The following is a 25,618-nucleotide window of genomic DNA, read 5'->3' on the forward strand; positions in this document are numbered from 1 at the left end:
GATCAGCGATCCTGCGATGAGGTGTGGACAAACAGGGGAGTGGCGCATGCCAACGCTCTGAACTGCAGCCCGCCCTTGTTGATGACTATCGCCAGCTTCTGTCATCGTTCAATCTCGGTGGCGAATGTTCTGCAGGGATCTGAACTTCATGAATGCGAGTGTTCTCGTGTGCAACCTGCAGGAGGACGACTCAGTGCAACTCGATGCCTGGGGTGACATCACTTGCGGGGTGCGCTACATCGCACGCTTGGCCTTCTCCAACGCGGCGAGCATGCGCAGCACAGAATCCCGCTTCGCTGTCAGGTCTGATGCCTTGGCCTTACCGCTCAGACCGGTGTCTTCCAGCGCGACCTCGAGACGGCCCTCGATCTCGGCGAGCTGCGCCAAGAGGCTCTCGGCCCGACTCATGAGTTCAGTGGCGCCAGGCCGGGAAATGCCGGTCGAGTCGGCCCCGGAACCGACCTTCCGCGCCGTGCCGGTGGCCTTACCATTCGCTTTCACGGCGACGGGCGCGGACGTGGTGCCGCCGGCTCGCACCGCGGAAGGCTTACGCGTCTTCGGAGTCTCTGTCCGAATCCGCCTCAGCTCCGCGGACGCCTCACGGAAAGCGACCCGATGCTCCCGCTCCTCGTCGTCCTCGGACTCCAGCGACGCACCCAAGGGGCGCAGACCATATAAGCGGATGAAGTGGCGGGCCTCGGCAACAGTTTGTTCCGCGGCGCGGCACCGCCCGCACCGCGGTTCATGGCGATACACCGCAACATCTTCAAGGGACGAACACCACACACATCGGGACACAGCGACGTCGGTCATGAGAGCACCAGCAGCGAGAAGAGACACGGGTGAAAAGATTACGACACAAGCTCTTTCACTTCGAATCCGGGTTGACCCCACAGTGCTACGAGCGCGAGTTTGTTCTTGCAGTGATGGTGCGCCGTGGGTGGCCCAAGTCTGGCCGCAATCGAACGCGAATCGTCACTGTGACACATCGCCCCGTCCGAGCCCCGGGACAAGACGGAGGACTCCCGAGTGCGGCGTGATTTCGTGGATCGCGACAGCCCTCGCCGAATGCAAGAGATGGGTAAATCGGGTAAGTTGTGGTTACCCCCGTTTGCCGGACATCGGTTAAGCGGCTTCGGTAGCCGCCTGGTCAATCATGTTGCGTTCGAATGTCACCGGGTCAAGGTAGCCCAGCGAGCTGTGTCGTCTCCTGCGGTTGTAGACCTGATCGATCCAGCGGGACACCGCGACGATGGCCTCCAGGTGAGTGTCGAACTCCCGTCGATCGTAGAACTCGGTCTTCAACGTCGACCAGAAACTTTCCTGCTGAGCGTTGTCCCAACACACCCCGGTCCTGCCCACTGAGAGCCGCACTTTCAGGTCGTCAGCGACCTGCGCCATCTGCTCAGAGGTGTACTGACAGCCCCTGTCGGCATGGAAAATGACCTGATCGGTCGACCCGGTTTCCGGCTCGCGAAACATCACCGCATTCCGCAACGCCGTGTCCACAATATCAGTGTGCAGAGTATCAGAGAATGCGTAGCCAAGTACCCGACGCGAACACCCATCCCGCACCACGCACAAATACAACCAACCGCCACTCGATGTACGTAAATACGTGATATCAGACGTCCACACCGTATTCAACACTCCGCGATCGAACTCACGACCCACCAGATCCGGTATCACATGCGGATTCTGATCCGCGATCGTCGTCACAGGAGTCCACGGACGCGGACTGATACCAGCAATACCATTGGAACGCATCAACTTAGCCACAGTCTTCGTAGACACCACCTCGCCGGAATCCCGCAGATCAGCGGTAATCCGCGGCGCACCGTACACCTGATCCGACTGCTCATGGACTCGCACAATCTTTTCCACCAACTCCTGCCGCCGTACCTGACGTGCCGACGGCCCAGCCTCCTGCCGCTCACGCCATTCATAAAAACCCGACCGCGACACCCCCAACAATTCAACACTACGTACAACAGGGAAGGTGGCCTTCTCCGCGTCGATTATCTCGTACGCTTGTTCTGCTGCGAATTCTCCGCCGCGAAGAAGGCTGCCGCAGTTTTTAAGAAATCCCGATCCATCCGCAACTGGGCAACCTCCCGACGCAAACGCTCCAACTCGGCACGCTCATCGGCATCGACCGCCGGCGGAGGATCATCCATCCGCGACCGCTCAATGGCCACCCACCGACCCAGCAACTGCTCACCCACACCGACCTCCCGCGCGACCTCCGCGATCGTGCGACCAGTATCGATCACCAAGTGCGCAGCCTCACGCCGATACTTCGGCGTGTAACTCTTCCGCTTCGCTCCCATCACTCCATCCTCTCCCGCCAGCCTCACACTGGCCATCAAGATGTCCGGGAAACGGGGTCAACCCCAGCTTGTCGACCGCGGTGGTGATCGAGGCCCACGACGAGTGGCAGGTCACCCGCCGCTAACTCTCCGATGTATCGATGCTCGAACTCAAGAAGGTGATCGCCGCCAAACACCACGCCGCCGCAGCACTGGACCAATCCCACCACAACGCCTAGCATTCACCATGACTCGTTGATCACTACGCGTGAGTCCACGCCGATCCGAAGTCCACCACTCCACGGGGCACTATCCAGCAGATGAATGATCTGGTCATGTCCGCATGTCAGACTGGTCAACACAGTCCGGTCACCGCCTTAACGTCACGACACCGAGAGCACATTCGCGCTGGCCACGGCCGTTGAGAGGCAGTCTCGAGTATTCATCTGTTTTCAACTCGATAGGTAAAGCTGGTAACGAGACGTGTCGAGGTAGGACGAGTCGTTTTCGCAGCTCAGCGGTAATATTGCGGGGGTCTTCAGTACCTTAGGTGGTGGGATGTGTCGCTGGTGTAAGTGATGTCGCCGTAGTCCCTGGTGGTGAAGTTCCAGATACCGTGTCGCAGGGCCAGGGTGTCGTGGTGGCGGCCCACCATGACGACGTTCTCGCCGGTGGGGGAGGCTTGTAAGACTGTGTATTGGGAGTCCGCGGTGGCTCGATCGGTGGCGGCGAGGTCGATCGCAGGGTGGGTGATCACGTGTCGTGTTCGGGGTGTTCCGTCGGCGTAGACAATGATCGAGTCGGTCAACATGCTCTCGACAAAGTCAGTGCCTGTCCCGATTACTTGACCGTTCACCAAGATCGCGGCCTCGGTGAACATTGCTGCCACACCTGCGAAGTCACCGGCATCGAGCAATCGGGCATAGCGGTGGAGCAGTTCGGTGATCTGCGCTGTGGGTGTGTCGTTCACGTGTTGACCGTGACCGTGAGGGTTGTGAGTCGGCGCACCAGAAGGCTGCGTTCCCATTGTGGGTCGCTGGTGTCGATGGAGAGTCCGCGGGGTGTTCGGTCGAGGAGATATTCGATGGCGAGTCGTCCTTCGAGGCGGGCAAGCGCGGCTCCGACGCACAGGTGTATTCCCTTGCCGAACGCCATGTGTGTGCGCCTGGCGGTGGGGTCGAGATCGATTGTTCCGGCGTCGTCGAACGTTGCGGGGTCGCGGTTCGCGGCCCCCCACATCAGGTAGAGGTGCGAACCCGCGGGTAGCGCTACGCCCCCTAGTTGTGTGTTGCCCACGACGTGTCGGTAGTGGCCCCTAAACGGCGATTCCAACCGCAGTGCTTCTTCGATGAATGTGGGTACGAGGTCACGATTGGTGCGTAGTCGGGCCACGACGTCAGGATTGTTGCCCAGGAGCAGTACTGCGCTACCGAGCAGACTGACGGTCGATTCGGCGCCGGCCGCGACGAGTTGGACTGCAATCAACACCGCGGTGTCGCGGGTGATCGCTCCGGTGGCGACGATACGTGCCAAGTCGCCCATCACGTTCTCGCCGGGCCGGGTCAGCGCCATCTCGAACGCCTCCGAGAGATAGGCGGTGAGCTCGCCGACCGCCTCGCTGGCAGTGTCGAGTTGTCCAGCGCTCACGACCCCGTCGAGAAGAGTAGTCGCCGCGAACGACCACCGCACCAGGTCGTCGATGTCGTAGGCGGGAAACCCGAGCAGTTCTGCGACCACGGCCATTGGAAGACGCTGGGCGACTGCCTGGACCCAGTCGATCTGCTTGTGATGCAGCCCGCCGTCCCATAACCGCTCGACGGTGGTGTCAATGAACCGCTCAAGGGCCCGGACTCGGCGCGCCACGAGCGACGGCATCACGAGCGCTCGATGCTGTTTGTGCTCGGGATCATCGGCGGTGGCCAGTACATGGACGGGCGATCCCAGTTCGGCGATTGGGTACTCGCCCACGGTGCCGTCGTCGTGCCAAACCATGGTCGCGGTGAGATTTGACGAGAAGTCGTCCGGGCGGGCGACGGCCTCGGCGATCAGATCCCATGCGGTCACCTGATAGAACGACGAATCGCCGATCTGACTGACTGGCTCCGTTTGCGACAGAGCGGCCAAGGCGGGGTAGGGATTATCGAGATCATGCATCCCGCCAGCGTGAACCCAACATGACCGAGGTGACAATCGAACATCGAAAGTTGATATGCGGCCCAGTGGATGCTTATAGGGCGAGTCGCACAACGGCTCGACGACCTGCGCCAATCGGCTGCGACATATCGCATATGTGTATCATGATGAGAATATGACTCATGACTGGATCCTCGAGGACAACCGCGCAGACCAGGCCCGAGACCGGTTAATTGACAAAGCCGCCACTCTCATCCGAGAACGCGGAATCGACGCTCTCGACATCAACGAACTCGCCCACCGCGCCCATTGCTCACGCGCCACGGTGTACAGGCATGTGGGCGGGAAGAAGCACATCGTCGAGGCAGTCCTCGCCCGATCGTCAGTACGCGTCGTTAATGCCGTCACGACGCACACATCGCATATGAGCGGCTCAGCACGCTCGGTCACGGCGATCCATGTCGCGTTGCGAGAACTCCGCGACGACAGCGTCCTGCGCCACCTCCTACAATCCCGACAACTACAGAGCATCGTTTCCGCCGCCGTGGGATCGCCCGCCGTCACACGAGCTGCCGCCGAGTTGCTCGGACTCGACCCCAACGACGAAACCGGCACCCAGTGGGCAATCCGCGGATTCATCTCCCTGGTGTTGTGGCCCATGTCCGCGGACCACGAACACGCCGCAGTCGACGCACTAGTCGCCGGGCTCACAACAACATCACGCCAGAACACATGAGCGCCGTAACACCCTGCACCCCAACGGGTAATACGCCCTCGCAGACTCCGGTGAGGCGACCCAGGCTGACGTCGCTGCTATCACCTCGGTGTCTCGTCGAGCTTTATCGGCGTACAGCTCCGGAGACTTGGCGCTGCTGAAAATCGGTTGCATGTGGTGCATTAGCATCCGACCTTTCTACCTCCACCGCGGAGCATTTTCGCCGCTCGGCACACGATGACACGACTCAACGTGGCACTGGTGAGGTCACCTCGGTGACGAATGTGAAGAGTCTCGGGAATTCAGCGACCGCTGATGTGACGGTTCAGTATCAGAAGCACCGAGGGGTTAGCCTCGGGCTTTCATGCTGATTTCGTGTCATAAAAGGAGAATGGTGCCCTGACCTGGGATGATTGAACTTGCGAAGGTATCAATCGGATGCCGTACGCACGCCACGCTCGGGCCACCGTGGCGTTCCCGATCCCCAGGTGGCCGGCCAGCAGTCACGATGACTAGTGGGTGACTTCATACTTCTTCAAGGGCGGATCTTGAGGATGTGATGGGTTAATTGGTAACCGGGTGTCGCGGTGGCGTTGTAGCGGCTTCCGCTAATGAGCTGGCCATCTTTGCGGAAGAAGAAGCTCAGATCGCTTGGCCCGCCGCATCTCGATCCAGGTGGGTAAGACTGCTCGCAGTGTCCAGCCGTGCTCGGTTGCGGGCGGTCAAGATCTGCTTATGGTGGGTACTCATCATCGCCCCGGGGTCGTAGCAGTCGCGGTGTCTGTCGTTCGAGTAGGCCGAGGCCTGTGTGTGGGGCCTTCCTCCGAGCGGTTCTCTTCGGTGATGTTTTTCACGTGGCGTGGAGTCTTTGGGCGCAGAGGTGTCTACTTGATGCAGATAGTTAGTATGCCTAAATAGAGAACTTGGGGAGAGGTTGGGCAATGACTCATGAAACTCGGCAAGGACCGTCGCTGGCCGCCGACGCTGCCGATCCGGTTGTCACGGAGCAGATTACGCAAGAAAGGGACATAGCGGGCGTTCTGCGAGCGTTGGCATCGGGATATTCCGATCGTCCGGCGTTGTGTCGGCGCACTGCTACAGGGTCCGGGTGGGAAGTGACAACTTATGGGGAGATGGGCGATCGCATCGAGCGCGTCGGCATAGCGCTCCGAGAGTCACTGGGGGTGTGTCCAGGCGATCGCGTGACCATTCTGGGCTTCACCAGTCCTGACTACGTACTCGTCGACTTTGCTGTCAGTGGAGTGGCCTCGGCTGTCAGTGTGCCGTTGCAGGCGGGTGCCCCCCGAGAGAGTTGGTCGGCGATCATTTCCGAGACGGAATCGCGTGTGCTCGCCGTGTCGGCTGCGCAATTGCCTCTGGTGGCCGAACTCATTGCCGGCGGTTCGCTTCCCATCGAAGAGGTCCTCGTCTTCGACGAAGATCGAGACCCGAAGACTCTCGAGATCGTGACCGGTACAGGGCATGTGAACGTCCACGTCCTGTCCGACTTGCTGGTCGCCAACGCTGCTCCGCTGGGCGGTGACCTCGCCGACGCTGGCCGCGGAGAAGCTGCTGCCGAGGACTCCGAGCGTCTGGCGCTGCTGGTGTATACCTCGGGAAGCACCGGCACTCCGAAAGGGGCGATGTACTCGCAGCGTGCGGTGATGCGCCTGGTGACCGAGGGCTTCGGAATGCAGATGCTCGAGCACGCCGAGAGTGACGGCGAGCCGTGGGTGACTCTCAACTTCCTGCCACTGAGTCACGTGATGGGCAGGGTGACGCTGTCACAGACCCTTGGACACGGTGGAATCGCCTACTTTACGGCCCACAGCGATCTCTCCGAACTGCTCGACGATCTTGAGGCGGTACGCCCCAACCGGTTGCATTTCGTGCCTCGGGTGTGGGAGCTGCTGTATCAGGAGTACCTCGCGCAATGCCGTGCGGGGGTGGATGAGTCGGAGGCCATCGGCAGGCTGCGGGAACGGTGCTTCGGTTCGCAGCGTGTGCACGCGCTCACGGGGTCGGCGCCGATCTCGGTGGAGGTCCGCGTCTTCGTGGAACGGCTCATCGATGCTCCGTTGGAGGAAGGTTACGGCTCCACCGAGGCCGGCGGGATTCTGATGAACGGTAGAGTTGCCCGCCCCGTCGTTTCTGACTACCGGCTCGTCGATGTGCCCGAACTGGGATACTCCACGGCGGACCGACCTCACCCACGTGGCGAGCTCGTGGTCAGAACCGACCACATCTTCGGTGGCTACTACCGTCGGCCGGAGCTGACCGCCGAGGTCTTCACGCCCGATGGCTTCTATCGGACCGGTGATGTCATGGAACTGGTCGGTCCGGACGAGTTGCGTTATGTGGATCGCCGCAACAACGTCATCAAACTGTCGAATGGTGAGTTCGTCACGATTTCCCATGTGGAGTCCGTACTCAGCACACCGCCGATTCGGCAGATCTACGTCTATGCCAACAGCGCGCGCCCGTACCTTCTGGCCGTTGTGGTTCCCACCCCGGAGGCGATCGCGGACGCCGAAGGCGACGAAGACGTTCTGCGCCGCCGACTGATCGCGGCGCTCCGGGAGATCGGTGCCCGCGGTGGACTGGCAGCGGGGGAGATACCACGTGACCTCCTCGTCGAGGCCGTCCCCTTCGCTCGAACGAACGGACTCCTCACCGACATCGGTAAGCTTGCGAGGCCGCGACTGCGCGACAAGTACCGCTCGCGCCTGGAGACTTTGTACGCCGAGGCGGACGCCGCATCCGAGCAGCGCCTGCGGCGGGCACGCGAGCAGGCGTCCAGCCGCCCCGTCCTCGACACGGTGTTCGATGTGGTCACTGCGCTGTTGGATCTCGACGAGGGTGTGGTGCAGTCTGATTCGCACTTCACTGACCTTGGCGGGGATTCCTTGAGTGCTGTCACATTGGGTACCGCACTTTCAGATGTTCTCGGCCGGGACGTCTCGGCGGGCACCATCACCTCGCCTGCGGTTGACATGGCAGCGCTCGCCGATCACCTGGAGTCGGGCTCGGGCTCCGATCGACCCACCGCCGCGACTGTGCACGGTATTGACACGGCCGCAGAGGGTGCTGTACTGCGCGCCGCGGATCTGACGCTGGACAAGTTCTTCGACGCGAGACTGCTCGACGGCGTGGATCAATTGCCGGACGCCCCGGACACCCCGTCCGCCGTGCTGATCACCGGGGCCACGGGCTTTCTCGGGCGTTATTTGTTGATCGACTGGCTACGGCGGATGGATCAGCACGGTGGTGAGGTGGTCGCGCTGGTCCGTGCCACCGACGCCGCCGCTGGCCGGCAGCGCCTTGATAGCGTCTTCGATTCCGGCGATACCGAGTTGTTCGAGGAGTTCACCCGGTTGGCAGACGCACATTTGCGGGTTCTGCCCGGCGACAAGGGGGCTCCGGACCTGGGATTGAGCGGTGATGAGTGGGCTGAGCTGGCGAACTCGGTCGACCTCGTTATTGATCCCGCCGCGCTGGTGAATCACCTTCTGCCGTACCGAGAGCTCTTCGGCCCCAACGTGTTGGGCACAGCCGAACTGATCCGGCTCGCGCTGACGGGCAAGCGCAAACCGTTCGTGTACATCTCCACCATCGGGGTCGGCGATCAGATTCCCCAAGGTGAGTTTGTCGAGGACAGCGATGTTCGGCAGATGAGTCCGGTACGGCGGTCCGACGCGGGCTATGCCAGCGGCTACTCAAACAGCAAATGGGCGGGAGAGGTGTTGCTCCGCGAGGCGCACGAGCAGTGCGACCTGCCGGTGACGGTGGTGCGCTGTGACATGATCCTTGCTGACGCAAGTCATGTCGGACAGCTGAACCTACCCGACATGTTCACGCGACTTCTCATGAGTATTGCCGCCACCGGTCTCGCCCCGTTCTCCTTCCATCCGATCCCCGCTGACGGCACTCGTGTCGCTGCGCATTATGATGCGCTGCCCGTCGACTTCTTGGCCGAGACAATCTCGGAAGTGGTCGAGAAGAAGGGATTTGCGACGTTCCACGCGGTGAATCCGCACGAGGACGGGGTCGGCTTGGACACATTCGTGGACTGGATGATCGATTTCGGACTCGACATCACCCGCATCGACGACTATGGGCAGTGGTTCCGTCGATTCTCGACGGCACTTGACAAGCTCCCGGAGTACCGCCGCCGCCATTCGCTGTTACCGCTACTGACCCAGTACGCGGCGCCGATGCCGGCGTCCACGGGGTCGGTAGCACCAGCGACCCAGTTCCGCGACGCCGTGCGTAGCCTCAGAGTCGTTCCGGAGAACGACATTCCACACATCAGTCGCGCGATCATCGAGAACTACATCCGCAGCTTCGGCTATCTGAATCTCATCTGATCGGGTCAAGTCCTTCGGCGTGGTGTACGGGTTGATCTGAATCGCCTCCGGAGAACTCGGTGCGATTCAAACTGTCGCCACACCCGTGGAAGCACACGCGTAACCAGGTGTGCACCAAACCTGGTGTGATTCATCGACAGCATCATCGAGTCTGCGGTATCGCAAGTAGACGAAAACGCAGTCGAGTGCGCCGGGGGATACCCGCAGAATGCGCAAAGCTTAATGTCCGGCAGCGGCAGTGAACACCACAACGAACACTGGTGGACCAACAGAATGGCAGACCGCCTCACCAACGACTCCAGCGACATCAACTCCAAAATCGCCAACGGCAGCTCAGTCGTCGTCGGAACCGGCGGCAACGAAGACAAGAACATCGGCACCAGTATCGTCGAAAACGGGAAAGTCAAAGACGGACTGACATACACCCTTAAGGGTGGGCACGCCTCCGTCGTCACGAAGTCCTCACCTGACGGGATCTGGGTGAAAAATCCATGGGGACCGTTCAACAAGGCAGATCATGGCAACGAGTTCTTTCTACCAAAAGACCAAATAGATGACGACTTCACCGACGTGTTCATATCGGCGCCCATATCAGATTCGGGGTGTTTTTGAATGATTTCAAGAAGAGCGAAATGCCGACTCCGTTCAGTTTTCGGTATCTCCGCCGCCGCTACTCTGGTATGCGTGGGAATGACGGGGTGTTCAGCCACCAACGAGCCAGGCGACGCGGCATCGTCGACATCCTTCACACTGACGGGCAATCCCATTGTGGCCACTCCCCACGGCGACCCCATCCGTATAAGCAACTTCAGCTATCCTCGCTACGAGCTGCATGTCGGACAACCGTATATTCTTCCGGGATACGAAGGCGAGAAGGACTATGTAGTCACCCCCAAAGCCATTGGCGAGGCACACGGTCGACATTGGGTTGATCTCACCGTCGCTTTCGCCAACGGCGATGTATTCACTTTCCGCTCCTACCAAAGAGTGGATTCCGACACCATGTCCGCCTCCCTCGGCGGAAGAACATCAATACTCCTCGACGGCACACGCAGTTCCGCCGCTCAGGAAGTCATAATGTTGGGGATTTCCGCCTCAAATTCGGCAGGCAGCGTCTTGGACCCGAATAGTCCTCAACGCCAGAAGTATGTTCGGACAAGATCCACCGGAACCCAGGAATGGACCTTACCGCTTAGCAGAAACTTCTGGGCCGGAACACTGAATGTGGGCGGCGATTTGGGAGGCGACTCGAACGGCGACTATTCGGTGTTCGTGGCATTCAACGCGGTGGCGAACAGGGTTTCGGGACCGGATCTATCATTAACCGCCAGCATCGAGTGCTATCCCGGCGACAGCTACACCGTCTCACCTGTCGGAACCTTCACCCTCAAGGGGTACACACCCTCCGGCGAAGCCCCACCCACCGACCCCGCGAAAGTCGGATACTCACCCGGCCAAATGAGAGTTCAACTGAAGTGGTCATAACGGCCATCCTGTTTTGCCCGCGGGCGATGAACTCCGCCATTAATCATCTGCCTTACTTGTGCACCCCGACCACATAGTTGTTTCGTTCGTATGGCAACGATGCCGCTTGCGGAGGACGGATTGATGCTCGACGGGCCTACTGATCCGCGACATGGCACGATCGGCGGCTACAACAGGCACAAGTGCCGCTGTGAGCGGTGCCGGGCAGCCAAAGCCGCTGCCGAAACCCGGCGCCGCCGAGCCATGGCGATCGAACAGCGGCGAGCGATCGCCGCCCGCCGCACACCACGCGCACCCGCCGACGCCAGCAAAGCCCGCACCAAGGACTACATCGACCGCCGCCCGGTCGACAACCGCGCCAACGCGCGCGAACACCAGCGCCCCTGGACCACCGAGGACATCGCCGTCGCGCTGCGCACCGACCTCACCGTGTGGGAAGCCGCCACACTACTGGGACGCACCGGATCAGCAGTCGCGAACGCACGCCACCGATTCCGCCCCCCGCAAATAACACCCCGGGCGCACGCGTGACATCAGTCAACACAGTGACATTTCGTCACTGGTGCGTCGAGCGCACCAACACCGCAACCCCAGGCCTCGAGGCCCTGGAGACGATCAACCAGCAAAATCCGGACTGCTACGTCGTCGCGTTGGGCACCAACGACGCCGCGGCTGTGGCCGCCGGCGCCAGCGTGAACGCCGCGCAGCGGATCGAGAAGGTGATGGCGATCGCCAACGGCCGCCCGGTGCTCTGGCCCACCGTCAAGACCACCGACGCGGCCCGTTCGCACACCGGTTTCGCTCCCGAAGCCATGACTGCGTTCGATCAAGCCCTCGACGCGGCGACAGCGGCGTACCCGAATCTGACCGTATTCGACTGGGCGGCACAAGCATCGGACTCGTTGTTCTATCCCGAAGGGATTCACTACACCCCCGACGGCACCATGGAAGGAGTCACCAAGTTCGCCGAGGCGGTACGCGATATGTCGGTGGCCGCCACGGCGAGCGCGTCGGTGCAAACCACCACCTTGCCCGGCATGTCGCCGGCCGCGGAATCGACCGAGTCCACCACCGAGACACCGTCGACGGTCACCGAAACCACCACCGAGACCAACACGGTGACCGTGACCTCGACACCGGCGGCGAGCACCGTCACCGAAACACTCACCGCGACCCCACCAGCAACCGACACGACCACGCCAGTCGTTCCCTGACCTGACTGACGGCTCAGCCCTCGGATCTCGAGGTGAGCACATGACAGGGACACCCGGCTCCGTCGTCACCACACCCGGCCCGCACCTGTAGGTGGGCCGGGTAGACGGCGCTACACCCTCTGTCATTCGGTCGCTTCGTGATCCGTGGTTCCTCGCTACCCGCACCCGGCGGGCAGCACCGAAGGAGAAGGACCCCGGAAAATGACAATCACACTCTCCACCCGCCGCCTGAGCATCCTCGGTGCCGGCGCGGTGATCGCCTCCGCGGCCGCACCGGCCCACGCCGACGTCCAGGTCGTGCAGAAACACCGCACCTGGTCCGACAACTCGGTGTACTACGAATACGGGCCGTTCGCCACCAGCAACGACTGCGTCTCGTTCATCAACGCCAACGACACCCTGCGCGCCGAATGGCTTGCCGGACAAGCACTCTGCGTCGGCGACAAGCTCCCAGCGACCGTGTGGCACCTGCAGGCACCAACCAACATCCTGTAGTCCTATCGAGTGTCACGTACGCCATCGTGCCCCTATGGGTAACCCTTACCCATAGGGGCACGATTCAGTTGAGAGCTCGGCGACATGAGGTTCAGTGAGCCTCGCGGTACGCCTCAAGCACAGCGCCGGGGATGCGGCCGCGGGGTGCGATGTCGTAGCCGTTGCTCGCCGCCCATTCGCGGACCGCGGCACCGTCAGTGCTGCGGTTGCGAGACCGCGAGGGACGCGGGGAGCCACCCGTGGTCATCTTTGGCGCGGTCGACTGGCGGCGACCACCCACCCTCGTCGACGCCGCACGCAGCCGAGCAAGCGCCACCTTGCCGTTCTCAATCTTCTCGAGGTTCTCACTCGACACATCCAGCCGGTAGTCCACACCGAGCCAGGACCAGTCGATCGTGTGAGTGTCCTCGACATCCAACGCGGTGCCATCCAGATCATCAACAAACGAGAGAACTTCTTTACGCGCCATGGAATGCAGGGTAGCGCATTCTCAAATGGCTTTCACAAATACACGCCCGGCGCGGCGGGTATCGCGCGATCATTCCTTGGTTCCCGGGCTATCGGTTGTGGCAGTCGGTGTCACGGAGCCCGGCTTGGTGAAGCCGGCGGCGGATGACAGAACGAGAGACGCCGAATGCTTGCGCGGCAAAGCTTCTTCCGAGCCTGCGGCCTCGTATTCCGCGACCGCTGCTTCTGGGGTGATGGCGACTACTCCGGGGCGGTGGTGTCCGAATCGACTGGTCGTGTGGTGTTGGCGTCGGCGCGCGTATCGGTGTCAGCAGTGGCCGTTGATGGCATTGACTCGGGGCGGTTTCGCATCGATCGGGCGCGTAGCGCTGCGAGTGCGATCGCGGCGAGAGTCAGCACGATAGCAGCGGCACCGATGAGGATCGCCCAGGGCAGACGATCTGCCGGCCCTGTCGGTGCGGCGCCGGCGTTGTCGGCATCTTCCTGAGCTGGGGCAGCCAGGTTGGTCTTGGCGGATTCGAGGTTGTTGTTGATGGTTGTCATGACCCCGCTGAGTTTGGCAACACCATCAGTGATCTTCCGCGCACCGGCGACGGTGTCGGTGCGTGCAGTCGACATCTTCTTGAACCCGGCGGCGAGCTGATTCGCAGCATTCCGTGCCTGACCGAGGGCGGTGTCGACTTGAGAAGACGCGGAGGTCAGGGACCCTTTGACGCGGGAGATCTGCGCATCGAGATTTGATAGCGAACCCAACTGTGAGGTGACCTGTCGGCTCGCCTGCTGCAACTGTCGTAGTTGCGCGAGTGCCCTGTTGCTTGCCGGTGTATTACTGGCCTCGAGAATCGAGATCAATGGTGTTACGAACGAATCCAATTGTCCGGCCGCTCCTGCGAGGCCACGTACTTGGACGAGTGCTGAACTGATCGCGCTCAGGCTCTCGTTGGCTCCACCAGCGGCCGCGCCCGTGCTGGGTGCCTCGGCCATCGCTCGGGCGACCGTCGCCGATGCCTCGGTGGCAGTATCGACTGCGTTGAAGATGTCTTCGGCGCTCGCCGTGATCGTGCGGATACTGCCCGACGCACTCATCAGCGCCGAGTTCATCAGACCGAACATCATCGACGCCGAGTCCAACGAGTCTCGCGACGACGCTATCTGCTCGTTACTCGGCCGTGGCTCTGGATGGTCCAACCTGCCAAACGGGGCGACCAGGTAGACAACCGCACCCAGCACAAGGCCGAGCGATGTCACGAAGACAACCACCGATCCGGTGCTGACCCACGAACCGTGGCTGTCTCGTGGGGTCGTCCACCGCTGAAGTCTCACCGTTGACTAATCTCCTGTCCTGACGCCGTATCCCGGATGCCCCCACATAGGCCTACGTAATAGCGAATGCCAACTTTCCCCCAGTGCAACCCCCCTCCGAAAGTACCATCGGCTGACAGATGGTCCCAGGGCCACGCGGAGCGGGCGATGACACCATCGAGGTCCGGCGGTGAGAGAGGTGAGCCCTCCCGATTGGTCCAGTCGTTGCGGCCACCACGACCGCACAACCGTCGGTGACCGCGCCATCAATGCTGACCCACCGGTTGTCCGCATCCCACCACCACGATCTGTCCGCCGACGTCTGGCAATCAAAGAAGCCATCGCCTGTGAATGGTGATTCAGCAAGGCGGCACCCCGCGCCTGGCTTCTGAGCCGAGTGTCTCGGCCCCCACCTCCCGGCGCCTACTACGGCACCGAATGAGCCTGCGGAAAGCGACCGGAAGGATGAAGTAACGGCATGGACAACGCAGCACGATCGACCGGACCCGCAATCGCCGGCGCGCTGCGCACCGACCTCACTGCCTGCGAAGCTGCCACATTACTCGGACGCACCGGATCAGCAGTCGTCAACGCCCGCCACCCCGATCACATGTCCGTGCAGGCCTGGTCTAGTCGCTGCAGCCACCGGATCATTAGTTGTGTCTCGGCCCCCCCGAGGACGTGGGAGTTGGCAGCGACGTACTCGAGCACTTCGTGCATCGCGCGACTGGCGGTCCGGCCGCTGTCGGACGAGACCCCGGTAATGGCAGCGATGGCACCATCGCGCACTGAGTCCGACAGGGAACGATCCGCTTGGGCCAGAATGATCTGCCGGAGCGTCACCCCAATATTTGTCACGATGATGTGTGCCGCAGCGTCTTCGGCCGAGACCGCCAATCGGCCCTGATTATCGGCTCTCGTCGTCAAACCGAGCAGGATGGTGTACGCCCGTAGCTGGGCCGGGTGATGGTGCCCGGGCCGAACCTTTCCGTACATCAGCGTGTAAAAGCCCGGATTCGCCAGGCCGAACGCAACGTGTGTGTCCCACCCGTTGCGGATGTCCTGTATGGGATCGCCACTGAGCTCCTGGGAACCCTTCTGCGCCAGGTACAGGTCGAAACCACGCTCGATCACGGCGTCAACGAGTCCCTGCTTGGAGCCGAAGAAGTGGTACAGCGTCGGCATCCTGACACCGACCGCATCACAGACGGCCCGCAGGGAAATCTCCTCACCGGGGGACCCTGCGATCAGGTCGGCAGCAGCGTCAAGCAGCCGAGTCCGCGTGTCCGAGAGCTCCACTGTCATCTCGATACATTACAACATAACGAGATTCGGTCGACACTCGTCATTCGTATCGCCGAGCTTGAACTCTCCGGTGCGCTGATACAGTGGCGCTGTATCGCCGATATGGCGATATGTATCGATGAAATACGTGCAGTCGAGCAGGAGAGATGGAGAAGTCATGACTGAATATTCACTACAGGGAAAGAACGTCCTCGTTGCAGCGGGCGCGAAGAACCTCGGGGGACTGATCAGCCGCGAAGCAGCCAAGGCAGGCGCGAACGTCGCCATCCACTACAACTCCGAGTCCACCCGCCCCCAGGCTGAGGAGACCCTGGCCGCCGTGGAAGCCGCGGGTGGCAAGGGTGTGATCCTGACCGGCGACCTGACCGTTGCCGAGAACGTCGCGAAGCTTTTCGGCGACGCCGAATCTGCTCTCGGGACGATCGATGTCGCCGTCAACACTGTCGGCAAAGTGCTGCGCAAGCCAATCGTTGACACCGGCGAAGACGAGTTCGACTCGATGTTTGACATCAACGCGAAGGCCGCCTACTTCTTCATCAAGGAAGCTGGCCAACATCTCGCCGACAACGGCAAGCTGATCACCTTTGTCACGTCGTTGCTCGCGGCGTATACCGACGGGTACTCGACGTACGCCGGCGGCAAGAGCCCGGTAGAGCACTTCACCCGTGCCGCGTCCAAGGACTTCGCCGACCGCGGTATCTCAGTCAACGCCATCGGCCCCGGCCCCATGGACACCCCGTTCTTCTACCCGCAGGAGACTCCAGAGCGGGTCGAGTTCCACAAGTCGCAGGCGATGGGCAACCAGCTCACCCATATCGAGGACATTGTCCCGATCGTGCTGTTCCTGGCCACCGATGGCTGGTGGATCACCGGACAGACGATCTTCGCCAACGGCGGCTACACCACCCGCTGATCGCAAGGACAGAAAGGAACACCGACATGACCACATCAACGATCCCCGAACCGGTGGCCTCGTTCATCGAGACGGTGAACCGGCATGATGACGAGGGTTTTCTTGACGCCTTCACTCAGAGCGGCGCCGTCAACGACTGGGGACGGGAATTCACCGGCCGTGACGCCATCAAAGGCTGGAGCGACAAGGAATTCATCGGAAGTAATGGCACCCTTACTCCCGATACAGTCAGCGTCGAGGGCGACTCGATCACCGTCATCGGCGGCTGGCGCAGCAACCACGCCAACGGCCGGTCACGATTCAGGTTCGTGACCGTGGGCAACAAGATCGAACGCATGGAGATCAGCGAAGGCTGACCCACCGCTCGCCGACCACTTCAAGATCGGGGTCGCCAGTTACACCCTTCGGCAGCCCCGATTGCACTGCCTCACACCACGTGCTCGTGAGCGTGCTTGATGTTGACACTGGGATCAAGGAGTACGCGGCGTTTCAGTCCAGTACCAGAGTTGTCATATCACGGTCTTGCAATCAGGATCGCCGGCTCATGGAAACAACTTGGGATACCCCTGACGTTTTCTCGATGGTGGCGAAATAGATTGCAGCACAGCATATTTCACTGGTGCCAATATCACGTTCACCTCTCGTTCGAGGCGCAGGGTGCGGCCGTTGCCGCCTGCCGCCGAGCCGTCTTGTCTCAGATCACCTGTCGCGCAGATCAATCGGGGCCTGGCGGTCATCGTTGGTCGCCGACTCCCAGGTGCCTGTCACTGCTACCGCCTACGTTGTCACCCAACCGTGGGCGACTGTTTGAGCCTGCTGGCAGTGGCTGACCTTGGGGGGGTGAGGGGTGACTCCGCTACGTCAGGGACGTCGGCTGAGTTATCGGTGCTCCCAGCGCCACACCCGCTGGTCGGGTCTGGTTCTCGGAAGGGGCGTGGTGCTCGTCGGAGGGCACACCGTCCACCATGTTTAACTCACCACATCTTCGGTTGCATGTAGCGCATGGTGTGGTAGTTTGCGTTGCGTCAGATCGTCCGACGTTGCGGGACGTTCGTCTATCTCAGGGGGAGTGTGTGGTTGTGGTGAATGTGAAGCGTCGGTTGATGGTTGTGGGTGCCGGTTTGCTGTTGTCGGCTGGGGGAGCGGTCGCGGTGGCGCCTGCTGCGTCGGCGTTGACTGTCAGTCCGGTGCCTGGTGGGGGTGCGGTGGAGTTGACTTCCGGTGAGGCGCGGGTGGTTCATGACGCGCATATCGGCGGTGTGGTCGATGCGGCGTTGCCGCAGTTTGGACGTAGCCAGTATGGGCGCACGGTCGGCCAGGCCATCGAGTACCGGTCCGGGATCGCCGCGCAGAACAACCAGTCGCTCTACATCAGCTACCGCACCCTGCCGGGCGGCAACAGCACGATCTACACCGGCACCCGATAGAAGGCACCCGGGAAAACGAACCGTAGGAGCCGAAAGGTGCAGGGGGAGTGTCGAACATGGTGATCAGGGCGACGGCACCGGCCAGGACAGCACGCCACCGCTACGACCTCGTGCCCGGGGTACTGGCCGTGCTCGCCGCCGCGCTGGCGGTGGTCGCGAGTGTCATCGGTGGGGGATCGTCGCACGCGGCCACTTTTGCTGATCGGCAGGTTTCCAAGGTCACCGATGACGGCTGGCGGGTGACGGCGATCAAATCGCAGGAGCAGGTGCGTAGTGTGCCGCCGCTCAACCAATCAAGTTGGACCCGTGAGGGATTCCTGTCCTTGAAGGGCGAGGGTGTGATCGCCGGTACCGGGTCGGTGCCGGTGCAATCCGGAACCGTCGCGGCCGGGTTTCAGATCGGCTGCAACACCGACGTCACCTCCGGGGCAACCATCGGTGTCTCGGGTGGTCCGTCAGCGCAGATGAACATCTCCTACCCTCCTGCGGTGGTGATCGGGGCGACGGTCACCCCGAACATCGCGACCACGTTGCGGCCGGGCACGATCGCCGATATTCCGTTCGGTAGCAAGAGGATGCAGACCGGGAAAGCCGGCATCACCGCCGACGGCGTGCACGTGAAAGTCGACGGCTGCTTGGGACCGGTCGCCGTGCGCGCCTACGTCACCGTCGCCGTCTCGACGGCACTGAACGACAACACCGTCAACGTCTACGGACAACCCCACTACCTGTGACCAGTCCTTTACCTGTGATCGAAAGGGACCGTGAGTTCTGATGACCGCTCCAACCATGTCTGCCACCGCGGGCGGGGCGCACCGCAGCGACGAGGCCGCGGCGACCACCGAACACTCCACACCGGCGTCGACGGCAACGACCAACATGCAGATCACCCGGAAGAGTCGGTGACGTCGCACCCTCGTCGGGGGCGTCACCGGCTCCCTCGCCGCCGACTCGGTGCCGGCCTGCTCGCCGCCGCCGTGCTGGCGATCGGAGGTGGGGTCACCGTCGCCACGCTCGCGAGTGACCCAGCGCCGGCACATGCGGATGCGTTGTGTGATCAGATGCGCGCCCAGTACGGGGCGAATTGGCCGTGTATCTCGGTACCGACCAACACTTTCCAACCGACCACGAACACCCCGGCACCCGCGACCGGGGGCAATGGTGCGGGCTCGGGTGGTCCGCAGGTTGGTAGCAATATCGGGCCCGGTCCGGGTGAAGGTAACGGCACACCGATCGTGACCGTCCCCGGACAAGCCACTCCACAACCACCCGCTGCCGGTAACGGCGGTTCTGGGCCGGCCAACCTGAACACTGCCGGAACCAGGCCGACCGCACCGCAACCAGGCCCGACAGGCGACGATGCCGGGCAGATACCAGCAGCACCGTCCACCGCTGCCCCTGCGGCGACGACGGCACCGGGAGCGGTCACCACCAAGCCAGCGGCCGGCACCCCGCCGCATGCGTTGGATTCAGGGTCGAAGAAACCAGAGATCCCACTCGCGGCGTGGGTCGTCGCCGGTGCAGCAGCATTCGCCGCCGCGAACCCGCGTGTGCGGCGCGCAACCCTGGGCGCCCGCTCGTCGGGTGGTGGGTCGCGCGGCTGGTCATTGCTGCCACGCGGCGGATCGGAACGCGCGACGATAGGTCCCTCGCAGCTGGTGCTGATCAACGATCCCACCAGCCCGAAAAGCTATGTGTTCCATGAAGACGTCCCACCCGGTGGACATATCGGGGTGAATCCGGACGGATCAGCCACCATCTACGACGCCACCGGTAAACCGGTCAGCCAGATCGCGAAACCGTGGGCCTACGACGCCCTCGGCCGACCACAGAAAACGTGGTACACCGTCGACGAAAACGGCAACCTAGTCCAACACGTCCAACCCTCGCCCGATGCGGTGTACCCGATCGTCGCCGACCCCACCGACGCCTCAAGTTTGGGACAGTGCACACCAGATGACCCGGACGGCAATGGTATTGCCGGCTATCAACCACCTCAACAGCCGCAAACCTCCACCTCCACCGCCAATCCCGACGGGTCGATAACCACGAACACCACCGACGGGCACGGCGGGACGATCACCTCGACCTCCACACCGGTCCCGGACTCCGGGGGCTCGGTCGATACCACCATCAACAACGCCGACGGCACCACCACCCAAACCCGATCAGTCCCCGATGGGCAGGGTGGTGTCACGACTTGGACCGCCAACCCTGACGGATCGAACTCGGTGGTCTACCCCGACGGCACCGCCTACACCGAACCAGGCTCCTCCAACCAGGGCTACGGAGTATCCACCCCTACCGGCGACGGAGGAGTCCACACCGACTGCACCTCACCAGAAGGAACCCAATACACCGCCGACTCCACCCCCAACTACGACGGCTCCATCCACACCGAAACCGACACCCCCCAAGGACACGTCAGCAGCAACTCCGCGGTCGTCGGTAGCGACGGGACAATTCTGACCCAAGCGACCACGCCCGAGGGGCAACAAGTGATGACTCGCACCGATTCTCATCCAGACGGATCTGTGACGACCACTGGTCTCGAGAAGCACGTGATACTGCCTGATGGGCGGGATGCCTACATTCAGCCGGACGGCAAGATCTGGATCCCTGACAATGGCCAAGGCTCGCCGGCAACTATCGATGTCCACCCAGACAACTCGATCAGCGTCGACCAGGCCGATGGGCTGTCCTACGACATTCTGCCGGATGGGTCCATCAGGCTGCGAATGCCCGAGGGCACCGATGTCAGGGGGTCGCTGACATCAGCCGCGATCGAGGGCGCAAAGGGCATCTACGAGATAGGCGGGATGATCGCCCAACCGGGCCGACACACGCTCAACGCGGGAGACGCCGCCGCAGCAGCAAGTGGACTCCGGCTACTCGGACGGGCCGCCGGACCGATCGGCACCGTAGCCACGATCGCCTCGGGCGCAGCCGACCTCGTGAACGGCGCGCCGGTCCCCGAGACGATCGGCTCTACTGCAGGCGGTCTCGCGGGCGCGACACTCGGCTCAGCAGCCGGCGCAGGCGCAGGTACCTACTTTGGAATTGCGACAGCCGCGGCAATAGGTGCTGGTGCCGGGTCAGCAGTTCCAGTGGTTGGCACCGTGATCGGAGCCGCGATAGGCGCAGGCGTCGGAGCATGGGTGGGAAGCACTTACGGCCGGAACATCGGCGAAGGGGCACGTAAGGTGTGGAATACGCTATTCGGCTAGGGGTGCCCCGGATGATGAAGAGGAGTCCTAGTTGCTACTTCTGATCGCTGCGATCCTGGGTGGCCTCGGCCTGGCACTATTGGCCTTCCGGCGCGAGGTCGACACCTCTGGGGCGTTCGACGACACGTGGACACTCAAGACACCAGCACGCCTCGTGATATCAGGATTAGCTGTGGGCGCGGCGATGACGTCAGCGGCTCTGTGGCTTGCCTTCGGAGACAAAGAATCTGTCGCAGGAGACGTGCCCCTGGCACACACTTCCGGAACTCCATGGCTCGTCTTTGGCATTGCAGGGACGGCATTTTTCGGAGGCGCAACCCTACTTGGATTCATCATCATTGCTTTTTCTCCCCACCATTCCCTATTAGCAATGCGCATCGACGACGAGCATGTCGTGGTCCAGCATGGACTTAGAAAGCCCAAAAAAGTTGCCTGGAGCGACGTTGTTGACCTGGAGATCAGTGGTCCAGAACGGTCAGACTTGGGTTCTGAACTCACTATTGTCTACCGGACAGGAAACAGTCGGACACTATCCCGAATTCATCTATCGAAATTTGGTACCGGCTTAGCCCCGGAAGAACTCGACGACATACTGTCGGTCCGATGGCAGCCCGACCTCGAACCAAAACCCAGACCCGGTAACGATTAACAAAACCCAGAGGTCAGCGTGGCCACGGAAACTCTCGGCCGCTCCGCAGTCACCGGCCCCGCAAGTCACTCCCAACACCTCTGGTAACGGCGCCGCCAATAGCAGCACCAACTCGGGTACGAATGTGGGCAGCGGTATACAGGGCCAGAGTTCAATCGGTAGTACCCACTCTCCGACGACCGGGAATGGCAACAGTACCGGCCCCGACCCTAGTAAGTTGGTTTAGGACGCGATGCGATCACTGGAGAACAACATGTCTGACAACCCGCATCTCAAGGGCTCTACCCCCGCACTGCCTCTACGCGTCATCCTCACAGTGTCCGCCGGTCTGGCGGCGATCGTCGCAGGCGGTGCCGCTGCAGCGTTCGGCCTGGTGCTGTGGCTAGACAACGGGATCTCCGCGCAGCAGGCCGCCATAGCCGCTCCGTTCATGGCGATCGCAGTTATCGCCGCCATGTCATCCAGCAGCGACCCGACGAGAGTCCCTTCGACACCACTACTTGGCAGCACAGTCAAGCAGCGCATAATTATTAAGCGCCGCATAGGATTTGCCATGGCTGCTATAGGACTCGTCGCTAGCATCATCGGATACACAACCAGCTCAGCGACAGATCTGTATCAATTCATCGCGATCTGGTCGGTCATCGGCCTCATCTTCCACGAGTGGACGTACGCACGAAGGATCACTCAGTTGGCCCGCGATCAGGACTGATCATCTGAGTATGGAACGCTCTCAGGAACCTGCCGATCGCTCACGCGAGGGGCATGACCCCAGAGTCGGAAAGCATCGCAGGGATGGCGGGAAAAGACCTATGGAACGTCTGGAGCGCACACCGTGGCCTAAGCGGATCATCAACGCGCTTTCCGTCCTACCGTGCCCATGGCCATAGTCGTTATCCCATCCCAATACTGACGACCCTCGGAAGACCCCCTCCATGCTCGACGGGCCTACTGATCCGCGACACGGCACGCTCAGCGGTTACAACAGCCACAAGTGCCGCTGCGAGCGATGCCGGGCAGCCAAAGCCGCTGCCGAAACCCGCCGCCGCCGAGCCATGACGATCGAGCAACGGCGCGCGATCGACGCCCGCCGCACACCACGCGCACCCACCGACGCCAGCAAAGCCCGCACCAAGGACTACATCGACCGCCGCCAGGTCGACACCCGCGCCAACGCGCGAGAACACCAGCGCCCCTGGACCACCGAGGACATCGCCGTCGCCCTGCGCACCGACCTCACCGTGTGGGAAGCCGCCACACTACTCGGGCGCACCGGATCAGCAGTCGCCAACGCACGCCACTGATTCCGCCCACGCAAATAGCGCCCACCACGTGCACGTGTCAGGCCAGTCAAGCCCAGTGACGTTTCGTCACTGGTGACGACACATGTTGCTGCACAACATATTTGGCCGAAAACTAATATTACGTTTACCCGCTCATTCGGGGCAGGCACGGCACGCGGCCCCGCCATCAGTGACGAGGGTTGTCGGGTGACAACGTAGTTGGGACTTTGCCACCCTAGATGAGACTCTGTGACACCAACCTGGGACTTCGAACTCACCGACCTGCGAGAATCCACCCCGAACTCCCACATCGGCTGTCACTAAACACAATTCATCACCGCATAATCCCCGAAGTCTCGCCTCCGCTGGCATCAAACCGCTCTATCCTGGGTGCCGAAACCGCAGGTCAGCGACTCTCATGTAGCTGTCACCACTCCCAACTCCGGTGTCATCCGACATCATCCCGCTGTTCGTGGGCGGTCACGAGACATTCGAGAGAGCCTCCTCGGGGCGGTTCATGCCCGCCGCGCCATGTGTCCCCGTTTCGGGGGAACGTGACGTGAAGTGGCGTCGACCAGTGGTGTTCAGGTTGTCACGTGTCTGGTTCTCTGTTCTGATCATTGCGGTAGTGAAGTCGGGGATCACTTTCACCAATCCGTGTAGTGTCCTCACACATATCGACACAGCGACGTGGGGGTCATCATGGGTGGTCGAGGTTTGGTGGTTGGACGCCGGTCGCGTCACCGATTGTCACGCAGCCTGATTCACGGTGTCGCGGTGTGCTCGGCGATCTCAGCGCTATGGGCCGGTAGTGGGGGAGCGCCCGCGACACCGACACCGTTGGCCTCGACTTACGATCACGACACCACCGATGACGGCTGGAACCTCGAGTTACGGGCCAACCAGTTGACGGTGAACCCGATGAGCAACATCGCCAACGCCGCGACCAGCCGGGAAGGCTGGATCTCCGCCCGGGTCGGCGCGAAGATCTCCGGCAACGGAACCCAGCCAGTGAATTCGGCTGTGCTCGAACAATTCCTGGTCGTCGGCTGCCAGATCGACGTCTCCGACGGCGCCACCCTGGGCCTCGGGTTCTCCGCCGGCCCCAACGTCGGCGTCACCATCAGCGGAGTCCCCGGCGCCACCATCGGCGCCTCAGCGTCGGTGTCGCCGTCGATCTCGGCGAAGATCGCGCCCGGCCGGATCACCGAAATCTCGCTCGGGAAAAAGACGTTGGCCACCGATCATGCGTCCATCCGCATCAAACGGGCTCACGTCTCCGTCGACGGCTGCCTGGGACCCACCACCGTCCGGGTGATCGCCCGCTTCTCGGTATCCACCCCCACCGCCGACGACACATTGAACGTCTACAGCGCCCGCACCTGGCTCTGACCCACGACGCTCATCGACTCCGACACCCATCTGGCTTTCCCCCTTGAAGGACAACGTTGTGATGCCCCCTACTCCCAAACCTTCGGCGCGAGCACGGCGGCCACTGCAACTGGTGATCGGTGTGCTCGTCCTCGCTGTGATCGCAGTCATGGTTGCGCTGACCGGCTCGACACCTGCTGGTGCGGAGACCCCCGCCGAACGGTGTGCCCGCGAAACCGCCGCCTACAACCAGACCTGGAAACAAGGCTGGGTCGCCACCCACCCCGGCACCACGATCTCCGACGCGCCGGCACCCACCCCGCCGTACGTGTGCCAGGACCCAGCAACGCAAACACCCACCACCACCCAGCCGTCGGTGACCGCACCCTCGATGCCGACGACCACCACACCCGGTTCTGGTGGCGGACCCAACATGAATGCCCACGGCGCCACCGACATCCCCACCGGCAACGGCACACCCATCGTCCCCGTCCCAGGACAAGGGCGGTCCACGACTGCAGCGTCATCGCCAACTGCCCCTACTTCGTCGGGTACCCCCGCTGGTCCATCGAGTGTCCCGTCGCCGGTGGGGGATTCAGCCGAACCGGTTGGCGATAGTACGTGCTCCACGGGAACGACGGCACCGGACACACCAGTCAATGCGGGTATCGTGGACGGCGGAGTGCCCGGTCCAGGCGGCGTTGCGCAAGGACAGCTCAATGACTGTTGGGTACTGGCCACGGTGATGGGGTATCAGTTGAGCAGTAAGGGCCGTGAAGGACTTGCCAAGATGGTCGTACCGCCACCGCGTGGTGGATACGACGTGCACTTGACCGTCAACGGTAAGTGCGAGACCAAGCACGTTGATCGGGTGTATGGCTCTGGCGCGACGGATAACGGGCTCTTCAGGATTGACGGTGCGTGAAACAGGTTCTATCGACCACAAGATGTAGGT

The 25,618-nt window shown here is 62.1% G+C and carries 25 protein-coding genes; 17 read left to right on the forward strand and 8 right to left on the reverse strand.

Translation table 11 applies throughout. The annotated features are described in order from the left end of the window. Positions 1-234: 234 nt before the first annotated feature. The 4 genes from J6U32_RS16725 to J6U32_RS16740 all read right to left on the reverse strand — a co-directional run bounded on the left by J6U32_RS16725 (position 235) and on the right by J6U32_RS16740 (position 4,463). Complete coding sequence (locus J6U32_RS16725; RefSeq protein ID WP_208791319.1) at positions 235-813, reverse strand: hypothetical protein; 579 nt, start codon at positions 811-813, stop codon at positions 235-237. 312 nt (positions 814-1,125) lie between these two features. Continuing rightward, positions 1,126-2,330 (reverse strand): IS3 family transposase gene (locus J6U32_RS16730; RefSeq protein WP_208791320.1). Its coding sequence is split into 2 segments (ribosomal slippage): positions 1,126-2,087 and positions 2,087-2,330, totalling 1,206 coding nucleotides; the frame shifts between segments, so codons are not numbered across the junction. 517 nt (positions 2,331-2,847) lie between these two features. Beyond that, on the reverse strand, positions 2,848-3,279 hold the full coding sequence (locus tag J6U32_RS16735; RefSeq protein WP_244332056.1) for a nuclear transport factor 2 family protein: 432 nt from the start codon (positions 3,277-3,279) through the stop codon (positions 2,848-2,850). Continuing rightward, entirely contained in the window at positions 3,276-4,463 is a 1,188-nt protein-coding gene (locus tag J6U32_RS16740; protein ID WP_208791322.1) for a cytochrome P450, read from the reverse strand. The genes J6U32_RS16735 and J6U32_RS16740 overlap by 4 nt, the downstream gene beginning before the upstream one ends. A gap of 154 nt (positions 4,464-4,617) precedes the next feature. Here J6U32_RS16740 and J6U32_RS16745 point away from each other — a divergent pair, with 154 nt between their 5' ends. From J6U32_RS16745 to J6U32_RS16775, 7 genes are all read left to right on the forward strand, one after another. Then, entirely contained in the window at positions 4,618-5,178 is a 561-nt protein-coding gene (locus tag J6U32_RS16745; protein ID WP_208791323.1) for a TetR/AcrR family transcriptional regulator, read from the forward strand. A 920-nt stretch (positions 5,179-6,098) separates the two neighbouring features. Next, positions 6,099-9,524: a carboxylic acid reductase gene (car, locus tag J6U32_RS16750; protein WP_208791324.1), complete on the forward strand. Its 3,426-nt coding sequence runs from the start codon at positions 6,099-6,101 to the stop codon at positions 9,522-9,524. 222 nt (positions 9,525-9,746) lie between these two features. After that, on the forward strand, positions 9,747-10,136 hold the full coding sequence (locus J6U32_RS16755) for a hypothetical protein (protein WP_208791325.1): 390 nt from the start codon (positions 9,747-9,749) through the stop codon (positions 10,134-10,136). Positions 10,137-10,208: 72 nt separating this feature from the next. Further along, complete coding sequence (locus J6U32_RS16760) at positions 10,209-11,009, forward strand: hypothetical protein (protein ID WP_208791326.1); 801 nt, start codon at positions 10,209-10,211, stop codon at positions 11,007-11,009. A 243-nt stretch (positions 11,010-11,252) separates the two neighbouring features. Beyond that, the gene (locus J6U32_RS16765; RefSeq protein ID WP_208791327.1) at positions 11,253-11,540 is read left to right on the forward strand and encodes a hypothetical protein; all 288 of its coding nucleotides are present in this window, start codon (positions 11,253-11,255) and stop codon (positions 11,538-11,540) included. 14 nt (positions 11,541-11,554) lie between these two features. Beyond that, positions 11,555-12,223, forward strand: a complete 669-nt coding sequence (locus tag J6U32_RS16770) for a hypothetical protein (RefSeq protein ID WP_208791328.1) — start codon at positions 11,555-11,557, stop codon at positions 12,221-12,223. 201 nt (positions 12,224-12,424) lie between these two features. After that, positions 12,425-12,718, forward strand: a complete 294-nt coding sequence (locus J6U32_RS16775) for a hypothetical protein (protein WP_208791329.1) — start codon at positions 12,425-12,427, stop codon at positions 12,716-12,718. Positions 12,719-12,809: 91 nt separating this feature from the next. Here the strand turns inward: J6U32_RS16775 and J6U32_RS16780 are convergent, their stop codons facing one another. The 3 genes from J6U32_RS16780 to J6U32_RS16790 all read right to left on the reverse strand — a co-directional run bounded on the left by J6U32_RS16780 (position 12,810) and on the right by J6U32_RS16790 (position 15,793). Next, positions 12,810-13,187, reverse strand: a complete 378-nt coding sequence (locus J6U32_RS16780) for a histone-like nucleoid-structuring protein Lsr2 (protein WP_208791330.1) — start codon at positions 13,185-13,187, stop codon at positions 12,810-12,812. Positions 13,188-13,426: 239 nt separating this feature from the next. Next, positions 13,427-14,302, reverse strand: a complete 876-nt coding sequence (locus tag J6U32_RS16785; RefSeq protein ID WP_208791331.1) for a hypothetical protein — start codon at positions 14,300-14,302, stop codon at positions 13,427-13,429. Positions 14,303-15,094: 792 nt separating this feature from the next. Further along, entirely contained in the window at positions 15,095-15,793 is a 699-nt protein-coding gene (locus J6U32_RS16790) for a TetR/AcrR family transcriptional regulator (RefSeq protein WP_208791332.1), read from the reverse strand. Between the two features lie 157 nt (positions 15,794-15,950). On the opposite strand from J6U32_RS16790, the gene J6U32_RS16795 reads away from it, so the two are divergent. From J6U32_RS16795 to J6U32_RS16835, 10 genes are all read left to right on the forward strand, one after another. Beyond that, positions 15,951-16,706: an SDR family oxidoreductase gene (locus tag J6U32_RS16795; RefSeq protein WP_208796175.1), complete on the forward strand. Its 756-nt coding sequence runs from the start codon at positions 15,951-15,953 to the stop codon at positions 16,704-16,706. 26 nt (positions 16,707-16,732) lie between these two features. Then, positions 16,733-17,062: a nuclear transport factor 2 family protein gene (locus J6U32_RS16800; protein WP_208791333.1), complete on the forward strand. Its 330-nt coding sequence runs from the start codon at positions 16,733-16,735 to the stop codon at positions 17,060-17,062. Between the two features lie 747 nt (positions 17,063-17,809). After that, entirely contained in the window at positions 17,810-18,133 is a 324-nt protein-coding gene (locus J6U32_RS16805) for a hypothetical protein (protein WP_208791334.1), read from the forward strand. A 56-nt stretch (positions 18,134-18,189) separates the two neighbouring features. Further along, entirely contained in the window at positions 18,190-18,867 is a 678-nt protein-coding gene (locus J6U32_RS16810) for an MspA family porin (RefSeq protein WP_208796176.1), read from the forward strand. 40 nt (positions 18,868-18,907) lie between these two features. Continuing rightward, on the forward strand, positions 18,908-19,039 hold the full coding sequence (locus tag J6U32_RS27675) for a hypothetical protein (RefSeq protein ID WP_280118959.1): 132 nt from the start codon (positions 18,908-18,910) through the stop codon (positions 19,037-19,039). A 752-nt stretch (positions 19,040-19,791) separates the two neighbouring features. Then, the gene (locus tag J6U32_RS16815) at positions 19,792-21,360 is read left to right on the forward strand and encodes a hypothetical protein (RefSeq protein ID WP_208791335.1); all 1,569 of its coding nucleotides are present in this window, start codon (positions 19,792-19,794) and stop codon (positions 21,358-21,360) included. 31 nt (positions 21,361-21,391) lie between these two features. Beyond that, positions 21,392-22,009: a hypothetical protein gene (locus tag J6U32_RS16820; protein WP_208791336.1), complete on the forward strand. Its 618-nt coding sequence runs from the start codon at positions 21,392-21,394 to the stop codon at positions 22,007-22,009. 253 nt (positions 22,010-22,262) lie between these two features. After that, positions 22,263-22,721: a hypothetical protein gene (locus J6U32_RS16825; RefSeq protein WP_208791337.1), complete on the forward strand. Its 459-nt coding sequence runs from the start codon at positions 22,263-22,265 to the stop codon at positions 22,719-22,721. Between the two features lie 343 nt (positions 22,722-23,064). Further along, positions 23,065-23,313, forward strand: a complete 249-nt coding sequence (locus J6U32_RS16830) for a hypothetical protein (RefSeq protein ID WP_208791338.1) — start codon at positions 23,065-23,067, stop codon at positions 23,311-23,313. An 819-nt stretch (positions 23,314-24,132) separates the two neighbouring features. Continuing rightward, positions 24,133-24,684, forward strand: coding sequence for an MspA family porin (locus tag J6U32_RS16835; RefSeq protein ID WP_432276972.1), 552 nt, complete (start codon positions 24,133-24,135; stop codon positions 24,682-24,684). Positions 24,685-24,906: 222 nt separating this feature from the next. Here the strand turns inward: J6U32_RS16835 and J6U32_RS16840 are convergent, their stop codons facing one another. After that, the gene (locus J6U32_RS16840) at positions 24,907-25,146 is read right to left on the reverse strand and encodes a hypothetical protein (RefSeq protein ID WP_208791340.1); all 240 of its coding nucleotides are present in this window, start codon (positions 25,144-25,146) and stop codon (positions 24,907-24,909) included. Positions 25,147-25,618 lie beyond the last annotated feature (472 nt).

Origin of the sequence: Gordonia polyisoprenivorans, from assembly GCF_017654315.1 — a bacterium.
Lineage (GTDB): Bacteria > Actinomycetota > Actinomycetes > Mycobacteriales > Mycobacteriaceae > Gordonia > Gordonia polyisoprenivorans_A.